The 16,089-nt window shown below is 39.2% G+C and carries 13 protein-coding genes; 6 read left to right on the top strand and 7 right to left on the bottom strand.

The features are described 5' to 3' along the window. Positions 1-57: 57 nt before the first annotated feature. Positions 58-984: an electron transfer flavoprotein subunit alpha/FixB family protein gene (locus PP2015_RS07700; protein ID WP_058029714.1), complete on the bottom strand. Its 927-nt coding sequence runs from the start codon at positions 982-984 to the stop codon at positions 58-60. After that, complete coding sequence (locus PP2015_RS07695; protein ID WP_058029713.1) at positions 981-1,733, bottom strand: electron transfer flavoprotein subunit beta/FixA family protein; 753 nt, start codon at positions 1,731-1,733, stop codon at positions 981-983. The genes PP2015_RS07700 and PP2015_RS07695 overlap by 4 nt, the downstream gene beginning before the upstream one ends. A 284-nt stretch (positions 1,734-2,017) precedes the next feature. On the opposite strand from PP2015_RS07695, the gene PP2015_RS07690 reads away from it, so the two are divergent. Beyond that, entirely contained in the window at positions 2,018-3,664 is a 1,647-nt protein-coding gene (locus tag PP2015_RS07690; RefSeq protein WP_058029712.1) for an electron transfer flavoprotein-ubiquinone oxidoreductase, read from the top strand. A gap of 104 nt (positions 3,665-3,768) precedes the next feature. After that, entirely contained in the window at positions 3,769-4,245 is a 477-nt protein-coding gene (locus tag PP2015_RS07685) for an acyl-CoA thioesterase (RefSeq protein WP_058029711.1), read from the top strand. Positions 4,246-4,251: 6 nt separating this feature from the next. Here PP2015_RS07685 and PP2015_RS07680 read toward each other — a convergent pair whose 3' ends face one another. After that, positions 4,252-4,551 carry a hypothetical protein gene (locus PP2015_RS07680; RefSeq protein ID WP_128724408.1) on the bottom strand — a complete coding sequence of 100 codons (300 nt, stop codon included), beginning with the start codon at positions 4,549-4,551 and terminating at the stop codon, positions 4,252-4,254. Continuing rightward, positions 4,535-4,723, bottom strand: coding sequence for a hypothetical protein (locus PP2015_RS07675; protein WP_058029709.1), 189 nt, complete (start codon positions 4,721-4,723; stop codon positions 4,535-4,537). The genes PP2015_RS07680 and PP2015_RS07675 overlap by 17 nt, the downstream gene beginning before the upstream one ends. A 149-nt stretch (positions 4,724-4,872) precedes the next feature. On the opposite strand from PP2015_RS07675, the gene tsaA reads away from it, so the two are divergent. Both tsaA and PP2015_RS07665 read left to right on the top strand, forming a co-directional pair. Continuing rightward, the gene (gene tsaA / locus PP2015_RS07670; RefSeq protein WP_058029708.1) at positions 4,873-5,577 is read left to right on the top strand and encodes a tRNA (N6-threonylcarbamoyladenosine(37)-N6)-methyltransferase TrmO; all 705 of its coding nucleotides are present in this window, start codon (positions 4,873-4,875) and stop codon (positions 5,575-5,577) included. Between the two features lie 83 nt (positions 5,578-5,660). Further along, positions 5,661-7,385, top strand: a complete 1,725-nt coding sequence (locus tag PP2015_RS07665) for a proline--tRNA ligase (RefSeq protein WP_058029707.1) — start codon at positions 5,661-5,663, stop codon at positions 7,383-7,385. 57 nt (positions 7,386-7,442) lie between these two features. Here the strand turns inward: PP2015_RS07665 and PP2015_RS07660 are convergent, their stop codons facing one another. After that, a complete protein-coding gene (locus PP2015_RS07660) occupies positions 7,443-8,243 on the bottom strand; it encodes a DUF3025 domain-containing protein (RefSeq protein ID WP_058029706.1) in 801 nt (266 codons plus the stop codon). A 141-nt stretch (positions 8,244-8,384) separates the two neighbouring features. On the opposite strand from PP2015_RS07660, the gene PP2015_RS07655 reads away from it, so the two are divergent. Together PP2015_RS07655 and PP2015_RS07650 are read left to right on the top strand one after the other, a co-directional pair. Beyond that, positions 8,385-10,010 carry a M28 family metallopeptidase gene (locus PP2015_RS07655; RefSeq protein WP_058029705.1) on the top strand — a complete coding sequence of 542 codons (1,626 nt, stop codon included), beginning with the start codon at positions 8,385-8,387 and terminating at the stop codon, positions 10,008-10,010. Positions 10,011-10,081: 71 nt separating this feature from the next. Then, positions 10,082-11,242, top strand: a complete 1,161-nt coding sequence (locus tag PP2015_RS07650) for a putative manganese transporter (protein ID WP_058029704.1) — start codon at positions 10,082-10,084, stop codon at positions 11,240-11,242. Positions 11,243-11,524: 282 nt separating this feature from the next. Here PP2015_RS07650 and PP2015_RS07645 read toward each other — a convergent pair whose 3' ends face one another. Continuing rightward, positions 11,525-13,207 carry an MFS transporter gene (locus PP2015_RS07645; protein ID WP_083496637.1) on the bottom strand — a complete coding sequence of 561 codons (1,683 nt, stop codon included), beginning with the start codon at positions 13,205-13,207 and terminating at the stop codon, positions 11,525-11,527. Between the two features lie 195 nt (positions 13,208-13,402). Continuing rightward, positions 13,403-16,069 (bottom strand): 7TM diverse intracellular signaling domain-containing protein, encoded by a 2,667-nt coding sequence (locus PP2015_RS07640; protein WP_058029702.1) that lies wholly within the window; start codon positions 16,067-16,069, stop codon positions 13,403-13,405. Positions 16,070-16,089: the final 20 nt, after the last annotated feature.

The raw sequence follows: 16,089 nt of genomic DNA, 5'->3' as shown, positions 1-16,089 counted from the left end.
AAAAAGCCGCGACCATGGAATGGAGCGCGGCTTTACAACCAGAAACTATTGTTGTTTTTATAATGCGTTTTCTAGTTCAGGCAACACATCAAATAAGTCTGCTACTAAACCATAGTCAGCAACTTGGAAAATCGGTGCATCTGGGTCTTTGTTGATAGCAACAATGACCTTAGAGTCTTTCATACCCGCTAAATGCTGAATGGCACCACTGATGCCAACTGCAATATACAAGTCTGGAGCAACAATCTTACCTGTTTGACCTACCTGCATATCGTTTGGTACAAAGCCTGCGTCAACTGCAGCACGTGAAGCACCTATTGCAGCACCTAGTTTATCTGCTATACCATTTAGTAGCGCAAAGTTTTCGCCATTCTGCATGCCACGACCACCTGAAATCACGACAGGCGCAGCATTTAACTCTGGGCGTTCTGATTCAGTTTGTTCAACAGAAACAAATTCAGAAAGGGTATTATCAGCAGCACTTTCGACAGTTGAAATTGCAACTGCAGCTTGCTCACCTTGCGCATCAAATGCACTTGCACGCACTGTAATAATTTTTTTATCTTCTGAAGATTTAACTGTTGCGATTGCATTACCCGCATAAATTGGTCGCTTGAAAGTATCTGCATCAATAACATCAATGATTTCAGAAATCTGCGACTTATCAAGTAAAGCAGCTACACGAGGTAAAGTGTTTTTACCTGTGGTTGAAGCACTCGCAAGAATATGTGAATAATCAGCAGCAAGCTCCACAACTAAGTCCGCAGTACTTTCTGCTAGCTGATGTTCAAACACAGGCTTATCAGCAACAATTACTGCCGTAACACCTGCGATTTTAGAAGCAGATTCAGCGACAGTTGCGACTGAATGGCCTGCAACTAACACTGTGATATTGTCTGAAATCTTTGCAGCTGCATTGATAACTTTAGCTGTTTCAGGTTTAAGAGCGCCCTGCTCGTGCTCTGCAATTACTAATACACTCATGAGATCACCTTAGCTTCAGTTTTTAATTTATTTACAAGCTCTGCTACATCTTCAACAATGATACCTGCTTCACGTTTAGCCGGCTCTTCAACTTTTAAAAGCTCAGTACGAGGTGCTAAATCAACACCTAGGCTGTCAGCTGCAACCACGTCTAATGGCTTACGCTTTGCTTTCATTATATTTGGTAGAGAAGCATAACGGGGTTCATTTAATCGTAGGTCTGTTGTTACAACAGCTGGAAGTGATAGAGAGACAGTTTGTAAACCACCATCAACTTCACGAGTAACTAAAGCTTTACCACCTTCAACAACCACTTTTGAAGCAAATGTACCTTGGCTACGACCAGTTAGTGCCGCAAGCATTTGACCTGTTTGGTTATTGTCAGAATCAATCGACTGCTTGCCAAGAATAACTAGTTCAGGTTGCTCTTGCTCAACAAGCTTGCTTAGTAATTTAGCAACGTGAATTGATTCAAGCTTTGCATCTGTATCAATTTGAATTGCCTTGTCAGCACCTAGTGCTAGAGCTGTGCGAAGCTGCTCTTGACAAGCTTTATCACCAATAGACACGGCAATTACTTCTGTCGCAATCCCCGCTTCTTTTAATCGGATTGCTTCTTCTATCGCAATCTCACAGAAAGGGTTCATTGCCATTTTTACGTTTGTTAAATCAACATCACTGTTATCAGGCTTTACTCTTGCCTTGACGTTGTAGTCAATCACGCGTTTGATTGGCACAAGTACTTTCATAGTTACTCCATGATCTGGTTAATTCTTGAAGATGACGCTAACGTCAATACATTTATTTAATGCAATCAGCCTACTTCCTGTTGACGTAAACGTCAACCTAAAATAACCTTAGATTAACTTATAAAAAACTTAATATTTAAATAAACGTTTATTTGGCATTCCGTCAGCCATTTTAATGTGTTCAGAGTGATTTTATAGCGGTCCAGATCAAGATTGCGTCATATAGCTAGTTCACAATAAAACATTTAAACGTTTACGCTACCGTCAAGATAAGTGAGGATAATATGGTCGAACGCGAAACGATGGAGTTTGACGTTGTAATTGTTGGCGCAGGACCTGCAGGCCTTTCATGTGCAATTCGTCTGGCTCAACAAGCACAACAAAAAGAACAAGAATTAATGATCTGCGTTGTTGAGAAAGGCTCTGAAGTCGGTGCTCATATTTTATCTGGTGCTGTGTTTGAAACGAAAGCTCTGGATGAATTATTACCTGAATGGAAAACTTTAGGCGCACCTTTAAATACGCAAGTCACCGAAGACGAAATATATCTATTCAAAAATGAAGAAAACGCCACCAGCATTCCTCATTTTGCGATCCCAAAGACATTCAAGAATGATGGCAATTATATCGTGTCTATGGGTAATGTATGTCGCTGGCTTGCTGAGCAAGCTGAAAGCTTAGGTATTGAGGTATTCCCTGGTTTCAGTGCCCACTCTCTCATTATTGAAGACAATCAAGTTAAAGGCATTGTCACAGGCGATATGGGCCTAGACAGAGAAGGTCAGCCTAAAGATAGCTATATGCCAGGCATGGAACTTAGAGCAAAGTATACAGTATTTGCTGAAGGTTGCCGCGGCCATTTAGGTAAACAATTAATCAAAGAGTTTGAACTAGATAAAGACGCAACACCACAACATTATGGTTTAGGCTTTAAAGAAATATGGCAAATTGATCCAAGTAAGCACAAAGAAGGCACAGTTGTACACGGCACTGGTTGGCCACTAACAGGCGATACCACAGGTGGCTCATTTATGTACCATGCTGAGAATAATCAGGTCGTTGTGGGCCTTATCGTTGACTTGAATTACTCGAATCCACATTTGAGTCCATTTGATGAATTTCAACGAATGAAACACCATCCTGTATTTAAAGAAACACTGGAAGGTGGTGAGCGTATCGCTTATGGCGCAAGAGCTATTGCAAAAGGTGGTTTCCATTCACTGCCTAAAATGCATTTCCCCGGTGGCTTATTGATTGGCTGTGATGCGGGTACATTGAACTTTGCCAAAATCAAAGGTAATCACACCGCAATGAAATCAGGCATGTTAGCTGCTGATGCAATTATAGAGGCTCTAGCGCAAGAAAACCCGACTGATGATTTAAGTTCATTTGCCGAGTTATTCAAATCAAGCTGGTTATATGATGAGTTATATCAATCACGTAACTTCGGTCCTGTTATTCATAAGTTTGGTAGTATTTTAGGTGGCGCATATAACACCCTAGATCAAAACTTTTTTAATGGCTCTTTACCGTTTACGTTCAAAGATACAAGCTTGGACCACGCATGTATGAAGCCTGCAAGTGAATGTGACACAATTAGCTACCCTAAACCTGATGGTAAGCTCAGCTTTGATAAGTTATCTTCTGTATTTTTATCGAATACCAACCACGAAGAAGTGCAACCTTGCCATTTGCAGTTAAAAGATATAGCAATACCTATCAACGTTAATCTTGCAAAATTCGATGAGCCTGCTCAACGCTATTGTCCTGCAGGTGTTTACGAAATTGCTGAAAATGAGGGTGAGAAACAGTTTGTTATTAATGCCCAGAACTGTATCCATTGTAAGACTTGCGACATCAAAGATCCTAGTCAAAACATCACTTGGGTGACGCCTGAAGGAACCGGTGGTCCAAACTACCCAAATATGTAAACTTATAGAGTTACTCCTAAATTGCACAAGGGCCTAAAGGCCCTTTTTTCGTTTTACAGCCTCTTGACTATACTTATAATATTAATCGCAATAGGTTGAAACATATGAATCAGCAATCTGAACTTGTTTTTAGATTTTTGGCAGAACCCACAGACGTAAACTTTGGTGGTAAAGTGCATGGTGGCATTGTGATGAAATGGATAGATCAAGCCGGCTATGCGTGTGCAGCAGGTTGGAGTGGCAGCTATTGTGTCACAGTATCAGTCGCTGGCGTTAGATTTAAACGCCCTATACTAGTTGGTCAAGTTGTTGAAGTCACAGCGCAAATTGCACATACCGGAAAAACAAGCATGCAAATTTTCATTCGCGTAAAATGTGGCGACCCGCAAAACAATATTCTATCTGAAAGTAATCACTGCATTATTAGCTTTATTGCGATGGATAAAGCAGGCTACCCTGTACCAGTGCCTCAATTTAAAGCACAAACAAAAGAACAGAAAAAGTTAGAGCAATATGCAATCAAAATGAAAGAAATAGCGATTGAAACTGAATCCTTGCTTCATCGCACTGTTGAAGAATAAGTTGTTTTAATTTAAAGAGTGTTTAGCAAATTCATAAATGGCCATATTTGCAATGTCATTTATTTGTTGTTGGTTATGTGTGTTGGTTTTTAAATCATGAATTAATAATGACTTTTGCTCTTCTATTAATAGTTCAAAATTTCTCGGACTCACTAACCCTTCTTGGAGTAATGTACCTAATTCGTTTAACCTCATTTTTCTAGAAATAAGTGAGTCTCTAATAGAGCTGTGCAATTCTTCACAGCGATATTTTAAAGTCACCTTCCTGCAAACAACGTCAATATTGTGCTCAAACCTCCTGTTCACTTTCATCACTCCCATTCTCGTTATTACTCTCAACTTTAAGATTAAACGCCGTTCTTGATGCAAAATAGTCTTTTAGGGCTGACGCTCTAGCACTCATTAACAACTCTTGATCATGCATTAAAGATTGTGGGTAATCAGCAATAAAGCCTGGTTCGTTATTCTTATCCGTCATATGTTTGAAACTTCAAGTGGTAAAACATGAATAAGATTATGTTGTTTTACAAAATAATCCTATTACAACCCATTACACCTACTCAACATGGTTAATTCGACATATAAAAGTTACAATTGGGATATCTATTCTTTTATATTTAGTTGCTTGTGGAAAACTACCAAATTGAGCCTGTCGGTTTTATTCAATCACCTTATAAACAAAAATTTGCCATACCTAGACAGCCCCGTTTAGTGCCTGAGGCAAAAGCCAAACTTATCTTTAGTAAAGAATTTAGTCGCGAAGAGTTTGTTCGAGGTATCGAAGAGTTTACACACTTATGGTTGTTGTTTCGTTTTCACGAAACCGCTGACAAAGGCTATTCTGCACTTGTCCGTCCGCCGCGTTTAGGCGGCAATGAAAAAAAAGGCGTATTTGCAACCCGAGCCACTTTTAGACCTAATGGCATTGGCATGAGTGCAGTGAAATTAGAGGGGGTTGAATATAAAAACGGTCAACTCGCGCTACTTTTATCTGGGATAGATTTACTTGATGGCACGCCAATTATCGATATAAAGCCTTATTTACCTTATTCAGATGCCATGCCTGAAGCTTCTGCAGGTTTTGCTGATACCCGCCCAGAAACTTTAATGACTGTTGAGTTTTCAGAGCAAGCGGCTGAGTTTTTGGCAACGCAAGCAGATAAATCACTGCCAGAGTTTATTGCCAATGTACTTAAGCAAGACCCCCGCCCTGCTTACAAAAAACACAAAGCAGGCACACAGGCTTACGGAATGAACTTGTATCATTACAATATTCGTTGGCAAGTCGACGGTGAACACAATCTTGTCACAGAAATCAGTATTGAACGTTAATAAACACTTTGTATGGGTCGTTAGCACTGCTAAACTAACGGCCATTTTCTAGAAAAACAAAATACTATACGAACGGAACCACCATGCGTACCAGTCAATATATTCTTGCGACTCTAAAAGAGACGCCTTCTGATGCTGAAATTATCAGCCACCAACTTATGCTTCGTGCAGGCATGATCCGTAAACTTGCATCAGGTTTGTACACTTGGTTGCCATCAGGCTTGAAAGTTTTACGTAAAGTTGAACAAGTAGTTCGTGAAGAAATGAACAAAGCCGGTGCAATCGAATTACTTATGCCGGTTATTCAACCTGCTGATCTGTGGGAAGAGTCTGGCCGCTGGGAACAGTTTGGTCCTGAGCTATTGCGTATCAACGACAGACATAACCGTCCGTTCGCGCTTGGCCCTACACACGAGGAAGTGATCACAGATTTAGTAAGAAAAGAAATTAATAGCTACAAGCAGTTACCAATTAATTTCTACCAAATTCAAACTAAAGTACGCGACGAAGTTCGTCCTCGTTTTGGTGTAATGCGCGCACGTGAATTTACCATGAAAGATGCTTATTCTTTCCATATGACAGAAGAGTGTCTTGATAATACCTACCAACGAATGCACCAAGCGTACTGCAATATTTTTGAGCGTTTAGGTCTAGATTACCGTCCAGTAATTGCAGATACAGGCTCAATTGGTGGTAGTGTTTCTCATGAATTCCATGTGTTAGCAGAATCAGGTGAAGATGCAATTGCATTCAGTGATGCTAGTGATTACGCAGCAAATATTGAAAAAGCCGAGGCAGTTGCACCTAGCGAAGCACGCCCTGCTCCATCAAAAGAATTAAACTCTTTCGATACGCCTGAAGCAAAAACCATTGAAGAGCTAAAAGCAAAACATGGTGTTAAGCCACACCGTGGGGTTAAAACCCTTATTGTTTATGGTGCACCAGATGAAAATGAAGAACGTGGTTTAGTTGCACTTATCGTTCGTGGCGACCATGAATTAAATGAATTAAAAGCTGAAAAACTGGAGCTCGTAGACTCTCCACTAGAAATGGCAAAAGAAGAAGACATTGTCGCTGCCATTGGTGCTCGTCCTGGTTCATTAGGCCCTGTAGGCCTTGATATGCCAATCATTGTTGACCGCAGTGCTGCAGTGATGGCTGACTTTGTTGCTGGCGCAAACAAAGATGGTGTTCATTACAGTGGTATCAACTTCGACCGTGATGTAACAGAATACACAGTCGAAGATATTCGTAACGTGATTGAAGGCGACCCTAGCCCTTGTGGAAAAGGTACCCTACATATCAAACGTGGTATTGAAGTAGGCCATATTTTCCAACTTGGCAGTAAATATTCTGAAGCAATGAATGCTGGCGTGCTTGGCGAAAACGGTAAAAACCAAATCATGACAATGGGTTGTTATGGTATTGGTGTATCTCGTATCGTTGCAGCTGCGATTGAGCAAAACAATGATAAGTTTGGTATTAAGTGGCCAAAAACACTTGCGCCATTTGAACTTGCTATTGTGCCAATGAACATGCACAAGTCGCATCGTATTCCTGATATTGCAGAGCGTTTATACAGCGAATTCCAGGCTGCTGGTGTTGATGTGTTATTCGATGACCGTAAAGAGCGCCCTGGTGTGATGTTTAATGACATGGAACTGGTTGGTATTCCATACACACTTGTTATCGGTGAGCGTAACCTTGACGAAAATAAGGTTGAGCTTAAGAACCGTATTACAGGTGAAAAACTAATGCTTGATATTGATTCAGCAGTTGTTGAAATCACGAAAGCAATAAAAGCTTAATCTTACAGCATCAAAAAAGCGGCTATATAGCCGCTTTTTTATTGTCTTAACACCCTATTATTTTCGTTTTGGACGGAAATAATCGGTATTAGCATAGAAACTTGCCTCTTTGTTTTCTTCATACCATGAAGGTACACCTAATAATGGTAAGGGTGACATCTTTTTATTGTCTTCTAATAAACCATCTTTAATCATTTGATAAAGCTGTGCATCTAAATAGTGATATTGCTGTTCTAAGCTTAATTGATAAAAACTTTCTGCAGCTTTAATACAAACTAGCTTACCTGTAAGCCCAATAAATGGGTTGGTCATCATTTCGTAGTTAGCGTGGCCAAATGTAAAAGGTAAATAGTTTTTACTCCACTGTGCTCTTTGTTCCACAAAAGCTTCAGACCATTGATGTGATTTAAGCTGAGAAATTATTTCATCATTATTGACCACTAATATAACGCCACACTCGTCAAATAATGTGATTGCATTTCTTTTTTTGCTTCTTTGTTTAGTGCCGTGCGCTTCTATTTCTTCAATATGCAATTCATTCAGAAGTGCTTTGGTTTTTGGAAATAGACACCAAATGAAAGCGCCGAATAAGTCATGCCAGTTTTGCTCACGTGTTGGCACTTGCCCTGTTTCGAAGATAATTGCTTCGTAGTATCGTGTTTCATTTTCTAATTCAGAGTTAGGTGTAAAGCGAATATTTAACCCTTGTGGGTTCTTTAAGTCTTTTAACCCGTTTAACCAATCAAAACTTGGCCAGTCTGTATGTGAGTTGAGGTTAAACAATGTATTTAGATGCCCAAAAGCACCATTATTAAGACAAGATTGAGAAAATGTCTCTGAGGCAACAAATCTTTTCATAGGACTACAGACTTAAAAATTTTTGCGATTTTATCGTAAACTTGTCTTCACGCCAACTAAGGCAGTTAATCGCTTTAACTCGAACAAGCAGTCTAGAAATGTGTATACTTAAGCGATTTTAATTAAAAGAAAAAAGTGATTATGAAACTGAGAATAACACTTAGCGCAATTGCAACAGCAGTGCTTGCAGGTTGCGTATCAACAAGTAACACGTCTAACGATATTCAAGCCGCTTATAAAAGCATCAACGAAACACAACTTGCAGAGCACATTAAAACACTTGCTTCTGATGAATTTGAAGGCCGTGCCCCTTCTTCAAAAGGTGAAGAGCTTACTCTAGCCTACTTAACAAAACACTTTAAAGCACTAGGTTATGAACCTGGCAATGGGGATAGCTTCTTCCAAGAAGTACCGCTTGTTTCTATTGAAGCTGACTCTGACATGGAGTTAGTCATTGGTGGTAAAGCTTACCAATACAAGAAAGAAATGGTCATGGGCACAGGCCGCATTAGCGAGCTTGAGTCTATCAACAATTCTGAAATGGTGTTTGTTGGGTATGGTGTGAATGCCCCAGAATATGGTTGGAACGATTACGAAGGCCTAGATGTTAAAGGTAAAACGGTTGTAATGCTGGTTAATGACCCAGGCTTTGCGACTAAAGATCCGAGTATGTTCACCGGTGAAGCTATGACCTACTATGGCCGCTGGACATACAAATATGAAGAAGCGAGCCGTCAAGGTGCTGCGGGTGCGATTATCATTCATGAAACAGCACCAGCTTCTTACCCTTGGAGTGTTGTAGAAAACTCATGGAGTGGTGAGCAATTTGGCTTCCAAAAAGAAAATAAAAACATGGATCGTGTGGCCGTTGAAGGTTGGGTAACTGTCGATGTTGCTAAAGAGCTGTTCGAAAAAGCGGGTCTGAACTTTGAGGATGCTAAGAAAAAAGCGGCACAAGGTGCCTATCATGTTGACATGGGTGACTTAACCGCGTCGGTTACAGTAAAAAGCAAAATTAAGACATCAACGTCTTATAACTTTATTGCGACTTTACCTGGTAGCAAAAAACCAGAAGAGCACATTGTTTACTCTGCACACTGGGACCATTTGGGTATAGATAAAAACCGCAAAGGTGACCAAATCTATAACGGTGCGCATGATAACGCCACGGGTACTGGTGGTATGATTGAAGTAGCAGAAGCATTCGCTAAGCTGCCAACTCGTCCAGACCGTTCTATCACCTTCTTAGCAGTAACTGCGGAAGAGCAAGGCTTGCTTGGCTCAAAATTCTATGCAAATACGCCTGTTATTCCAGCAAAGCAGACTGTTGCTAATATCAACATGGATAGCTTAAACCTACTAGGTAAGGTGAAAGATATCAGCGTTGTGGGTATCGGTAAATCAAGTCTTGATGAAATGTTAGCTGATGCGGCAAAAGCTCAGGGGCGAGTAGTTTCTGGAGATCCACGCCCGGCATCAGGTGGTTATTACCGCTCAGATCACTTTGCATTCGCAAACATGGGCGTACCTGCAATGTACGCTGGTGGAGGTACAGAGGCACTAGACTCTGCAACAGCAAACTATCGTAAAAAAATGAGTTTGGTACTTCGAGGCTGTTATCACCAACCGTGTGATAGATACCGTGATGAATGGGATTTAAGCGGTGCAGTTCAAGATTTACAGCTGTTCTTCCAAGTCGGCTATGACGTTTCTCAACAAGCTGAATGGCCAACATGGAAAGCTGGAGCTGAATTTAAACGCAAATAAACCCAAATGAGATTGATTTTTATTTAAATTAACACTAAAGTGCAACTGATAATATTTATTGGTTGCACTTTATGATAACTCTCACAACGTTAAGGCACTCGCCTGTTCTCAATTCACTTGCATTAATGCTTGCCAATAAGCGACTTGTTTTACCTGCTTGTATCCTTCTATCTTTGCTCTATGAACCAATAAGAACCATAACAATTCCTACCCTTGCAGATGCATTTTTTCAGGTCACTGTTTTTGTCGCAGCAACATTATTTATTTATTACTATTTAGTTGACAGATTACCTCAACTTGAGCTTAGTTACTTAAAGGCAAAATCACCTACATTAGAAATTACCTTTGCAGCAATACTCGGAGCATTACCAGGGTGTGGTGGAGCTATTATTGTAGTTACTCAATTTACCAAAAAACAAGCCAGCTTTGCTTCAGTTGTTGCTGTTTTAACTGCTACGATGGGAGACGCTGCTTTTCTTCTTCTAGCCAAAGATCCTTTTGCAGCTTTGAGTGTAATTAGTATCGGCGTTGCTACAGGCATAATAAGTGGTTTAATTGTACATTTGTTCCATGCTGACTCATTTTGCCACCCTCAAAAAACCGCAAACTATACTCATGATTGTATGAAATCTAATAAGGCAATTCATGTTGGCGAAAAATTATGGAAATACTTCCTAGCACCTTGTTTAATTATTTCTTTACTCATTGCATTTAACGTAGATTTTGGTGAATTTGATAATGCAATTACTTATTTTGGTGCATTGTTCGCAGCCATCGCAGTAACCATTTGGGCATTTTCTTCAGAAGGAAAAACCTATAAACAGATTGCCGCAGAAGATGAAGAGGTATCGCCTCCGAGTAAGTTCTCTAGAATAATTCAAGACACTCATTTTGTAACAGCCTGGGTAATAGCAAGTTTTATGATTTATGAAATAGCTGTGGGTGTCTTTGGACTAGACCTTAGAACTTGGTTTACTGAGTATGCGATTTACGCCCCATTAATTGCTGTTGCAATCGGTTTATTACCAGGTTGTGGTCCTCAAATAGTCATCACCACATTGTATATACAAGGCATTATTCCTTTTAGTGCTTTAGTAGGTAATACCATATCAAATGACGGAGACGCACTTTTCCCTGCTTTAGCAATGGCACCTAAGGCAGCTTTAATTGCCACTCTATATTCGGCAATCCCTGCATTATTAGTGAGTTACCTTCTATTTTGGTATCTATAATGTAATTTCAACACTTGTATAGACAAGAAAAAAGCCTTTAGTGTTTACACTAAGGGCTATTATTGCCTTGGTTAACGCTTTCGACTTTAATCTATAATATCAACCAGCTTAACTAAGAGGTCTATTTTGAAACAACAGAACCTTGTTGGTATCACTGTTCTCGCGTCCTGCTATTGCTGAAGTACCTACATCCATGAAGGCAAGGTAAATTTTTCGTTATTTAGTTTCTCTAAGTAAGCAATTTTTAACGAAGCTATCATCAGGTTTAATCTCAAAAAATGATTAAGTGTTATCGCGGATTGCTACCACCTGCTCTGCGGCAATATTTTTTGAGTAAATATTGAAACACCACAGTGCAATAGACGTTACACCAGCAATAGCAACAAACAGTAACCACATTAGTTCTGGTTTATTCATACCTATTGCCAAATTCGCATAACTCCAGCCTGACAAAAAGCCTGCACACAAAAAGCCTAATGCCATAGAAACAAAGTAATATCCCATATACAAGGCTGCTTGTTCTTTTGGGGCTATGCTTGCAACATACTCTTGACTCTTGGGCGATGTCAGCATTTCTCCCAATGCGATTAATAAAATTACAATGGTTATCACCCAACCAACCATTTTGTTTTGAGCCCCGATTAAAAAAAGAAATGCTGAAGCAATTACAATCAACCCGGCAATTAAAACGTAGATAGATTTGAATCTTTGGCAAAGCAAGCTCACACAAATCTGAAGTATAACAATTGCGGCAAAGTCTAAGTTAATTAGATACTCAGGATTAACCTGTCGATATGCCAAGAGGTTAGCTGTATAGTTTTGTACTTGTGTACTATTTAGTTCGTCTGTGTTGTTTGCAATTAAACGTAACTCGGTTACCAAGTTCGCTAACTCGTTAGTTGGCACATTCACTTTTAAATGCACCCACTCCAGCCTCAAAGTTTCAAATTCAATAGCGTTGTTCAACTTTATATCATTAAACAAAGCCACTATAGCTGCAGAAATTTTTTCTTCATCTACAAAGGCAAAGAAATCGACAGCCCCCTGCCCGAATAATGATAAGAACTGAACTAAGTCTTTGGTATCAACAAAGTCCCGAATAAACAGAGGGACAGTGTAAAAAAGTTGGTTATAGACAGTCCAAAAACCCGTTAATATAGCAAGATAAATCGCGAATTTTGGATTGCTAACCTTTACTTTCTCTTGCCACCAGCTAGTTGCATTTTCTTTTGAAAAAAAGTTCCAAACTAGATTCAGTATGAGCCATAGTGCAATTGCCACAAACGCTTGCGGATAGGTTAACCACTCAACACCAGCACACATGAGTAATACAATGGAAACAAATAAGATTAAAGCTAAACGACCATTTCCTAATACACTTTGAGCCTCATTTATCGTTTCTTTCAAACTTTTACCTTTTATTTTCTGTAATGAAGGAGGATCTTTGTAGAAAAACAAAACAGGTACAAAGTTTAGCAATACCCAGGCAGCGGACATCATAAAAACAGCATCCCAGCTAATTGCTCGCATAGCCCCAGCCATTAAAGGCCCTAAAAAGCCGCCAATGTTTACCATGGTATAAAAAATACCAAACCCAAGACCTCTGTTACTGTCATTCGTGCTATGGGCGATAGTACCAACAACAACTGGCTTAAAACATGAAGCACCTAAAGCAACAAAACTGAGTACAATAAAAAATGGCCAGAATTCTTTAACTTGGCCTAGTAGAAAATAACTCGGCGCCATAATGGCAAAAGAGGTGATAAACATCTTTCTGTAACCAACCCGATCACCTAGAGCACCAGTTAAAACAGGTAACAAATACAAAAAGAAAGGAATGATCCCTTGAATTGCCCCTCTCTCAATATCAGAGAACCCCACACCACCTTGAGTTTTTGGTGTTGTCATGTATATAGATGACACTGCAAAAAAACCATACCATGCTAACCTCTCAAAGATTTCCATGAGATTGGCGACATAAAAACTTTTCCCAAATCCTGACGTGTTATTAGAATACACATTAGCTCCTTAACTATTTTTGCATACAATATACCACCAAGAGCTATAAAGATGTAAAGTCTTATTTTTTGTATGTGGCTTGAATACTAAGAAGGCAGTAACTCTTATGAGAAGTAAAAACCTGAATAACCCTGTTAGGATCTAGCTGAAAATAGTTTTAGAGGCATCTGTCATGGCGCTAATTAAAAGGTCTAGTAATACATCAACGCCCTCTATACTTCCACTTTTTAAAAGCTCATCAAGTTGTGTCGCATAATTATGAATTTCATGACACTCAAACATGCCCGCAGTTCCTTTAATTGCGTGAACATGTCTTTTCAACGCCACAAAATCACTGTTTTGATAACTAGAATGTAAGAGATGCTTTTGCTCATCCAATCCTTGAAGATAGTTATTTTGTAGTGCTTCAAATTCACCTATTGGAAGGTTTAATTCTTCTACCTCTAAATTGAGATAATGACTAATTTTCTTATGGAACTTTGTTCTGTCGATAGGTTTCGACAAATGGTCAGTAAAGCCCATTTTTAAATACCGCTCAACTTCATGGGTCATAGTATTTGCTGTTAATGCCAACACAGGAGAGCTCACTCCCGTTGCTTGAATAAACTTAAATGCCTCCTCACCATCCATTATTGGCATCTGAATATCGAGTAAAATTAAATCAAATTCATGGTCTAACACAGCTTGAACCGCTTCTTGTCCGTTTTCTGCTGCAATAACTTGAAGTCCCATTCCTTCAAGTATGATTGTAATTAGTTTTCTATTATCAGGATGGTCTTCTGCTAATAACACTTTTCCCTTTAGAGATTCAGAAGTATCAATAGAACTCAAATCTAGTTTCGATTGTGGTAACTCATCAAGGTTGCTTATCCATTGGCTATCCTTAGTAGTATATAAACCAAGTTCAAGAGTAAATGTCGTCCCAGAGCCAACATGACTTTCTACAGTAATATCTCCATCCAGTTTTTTTGCTAAATTCTTTGAGATATTTAAACCTAGTCCTGTGCCGCCATAACGGCGTGTTGTCGATGTATCAGCTTGATGAAAAGCAGTAAATAAAGAATTTATTTCATCTTTAGTCATGCCAATACCTGTATCTCTGACAGAGATCCTAAGTTTCTCTTCACAACATGACACATCAATACAAATCTTACCAACACTTGTAAATTTGAGTGCATTTGAAGTTAAATTCAACAAAATTTGTCTAAAACGCGTCGGATCAATAACAATTAAATTTGGTAATGGAAAGAGGTAATTCAATTCAAACTCTAACCCTTTATCTCTTATTTGTTTGCCTAAAAGAGATTCAATCTCCGCGATACATCGGAACATGTCTGCTTCAATTAATTCAACCTCCAACCTGTTAGCTTCAATCTTAGACATATCCAGTATGTCATTTATCAAGTTTTGTACATGCCTGGCATTTTGAAGAATGACATTAATAGCATGACCTTTTTCTGAGGGTTTAATATCACCAAGAAGCATTCCATCAGCATAACCAATTATAGAGGTCATAGGAGTGCGAATTTCATGACTCATATTTGCCAAAAAACGACTTTTAGCTTCACTCGCATCCCGTAACTCTGATGCTAGATCTTCGAGCTCTTGTGTTCTTTGTTGTACTTTTTGTTCAAGGTTTTTATTCAGCTCAATGTTTTCTAAATTTGTTAGCCTAAACTTATCAGCCACGGCAAATGCCAATAATAAGGCGTCCATCGCTGTGCCAATTAAACCAAGGAGATATAAGTTTAAACTAGACGGAGGCAACACACCGAGATTAGTGAGGTTGCCAATCATGTTGGGTATCGCCATAGCGATATAGGCCAGTACAAAATATCTTGCTGGTTTAAACCCTTCACTTATTCGAAGAAAACCAACATATAATCCAAGACAAAGTGCGCAGCCCGTTACAATTGTAGCCCAAAGAAACCCAAAACTCGGAAACAACATTGCCATTGGCACGCCACAAGCTGCGACCACGCCCAACACGAGAGAGCCACTCGTTATTCTGGGGTGCGTTTCTTTAAGTTTCAGTAAATTAATATAAAACAGGATGTTCGTTAACGGTGTTAATGCAAAACCCAGCCAATGCAAGTTTGGCGAATAATAACCAAATAATTGGTCTGAGATATGGAAGAAATGGCTCCATGCAAATACCCAGCAAACTGCAAAAAATGCGTAATACAAGTGTGTTTTATCTTTTGAGCCAAAATAGATAAGTAGGTTATATAACCCAAGTACTAAACCGACACCAAAACATAAAATCATAATGATGTTTTCAGATACAACGAGTTTTTCAAAATCCTTTTTAGGCTTAATCACAAATTTGATAGGCGTGTAAAAGAAATCACTTTCAAATGATGTTACTAAGAAATACTTTTCATTAGGTTTTAAATGAATTGTATTACCATAGTGAAAAGCGAATTCATTACTCACTTCCCCCCCGGTCAAAACCGTTTGTATTGTTCCATTTTCACTAAAAAGCTTGCTTTCTATTCTTGAAACAACTGTATTGTAAGGGTAAAGAACAAATTCTGTTTCATCTGTATGGTTTACAAGCTCTGTTACAAGCCAGTATTTGCCACCAAATAGTGCGCGTTTATCAAGTATTTCTAAGTTTTGCTGCCATTGGTTTACCGACTGGTAACTTTCAGGGAATGTCACGTTCTCTTTTGACTGTAAGAGTAAAGCTAAATCGTGCAGATTAGTCTCTTGCAAATTATGATGATAATGAAAAGTCTTTGCGTGTGACTTTGCACACACAAGACTCATTAAAATTAGCGTAAGAACAAGGATCAATTTACGCATTAAGTTGGCCAAAAAAGCTT

The sequence above is a fragment of the Pseudoalteromonas phenolica genome, from assembly GCF_001444405.1.
Taxonomy (GTDB): domain Bacteria; phylum Pseudomonadota; class Gammaproteobacteria; order Enterobacterales; family Alteromonadaceae; genus Pseudoalteromonas; species Pseudoalteromonas phenolica.
Note: the sequence above shows the minus strand (reverse complement) of the source record. Positions and strands in the feature narration are given on the sequence as shown.

What these genes read in the sequence shown, in the direction of transcription:
- PP2015_RS07700 (WP_058029714.1), bottom strand. Translation starts at nt 984, where the DNA reads ATGAGTGTATTAGTAATTGCAGAGCACGAGCAGGGCGCTCTTAAACCT.
- PP2015_RS07695 (WP_058029713.1), bottom strand. Translation starts at nt 1,733, where the DNA reads ATGAAAGTACTTGTGCCAATCAAACGCGTGATTGACTACAACGTCAAG.
- PP2015_RS07690 (WP_058029712.1), top strand. Translation starts at nt 2,018, where the DNA reads ATGGTCGAACGCGAAACGATGGAGTTTGACGTTGTAATTGTTGGCGCA.
- PP2015_RS07685 (WP_058029711.1), top strand. Translation starts at nt 3,769, where the DNA reads ATGAATCAGCAATCTGAACTTGTTTTTAGATTTTTGGCAGAACCCACA.
- PP2015_RS07675 (WP_058029709.1), bottom strand. Translation starts at nt 4,723, where the DNA reads ATGACGGATAAGAATAACGAACCAGGCTTTATTGCTGATTACCCACAA.
- PP2015_RS07665 (WP_058029707.1), top strand. Translation starts at nt 5,661, where the DNA reads ATGCGTACCAGTCAATATATTCTTGCGACTCTAAAAGAGACGCCTTCT.
- PP2015_RS07660 (WP_058029706.1), bottom strand. Translation starts at nt 8,243, where the DNA reads ATGAAAAGATTTGTTGCCTCAGAGACATTTTCTCAATCTTGTCTTAAT.
- PP2015_RS07655 (WP_058029705.1), top strand. Translation starts at nt 8,385, where the DNA reads ATGAAACTGAGAATAACACTTAGCGCAATTGCAACAGCAGTGCTTGCA.
- PP2015_RS07650 (WP_058029704.1), top strand. Translation starts at nt 10,082, where the DNA reads ATGATAACTCTCACAACGTTAAGGCACTCGCCTGTTCTCAATTCACTT.
- PP2015_RS07645 (WP_083496637.1), bottom strand. Translation starts at nt 13,207, where the DNA reads ATGGAAATCTTTGAGAGGTTAGCATGGTATGGTTTTTTTGCAGTGTCA.
- PP2015_RS07640 (WP_058029702.1), bottom strand. Translation starts at nt 16,069, where the DNA reads ATGCGTAAATTGATCCTTGTTCTTACGCTAATTTTAATGAGTCTTGTG.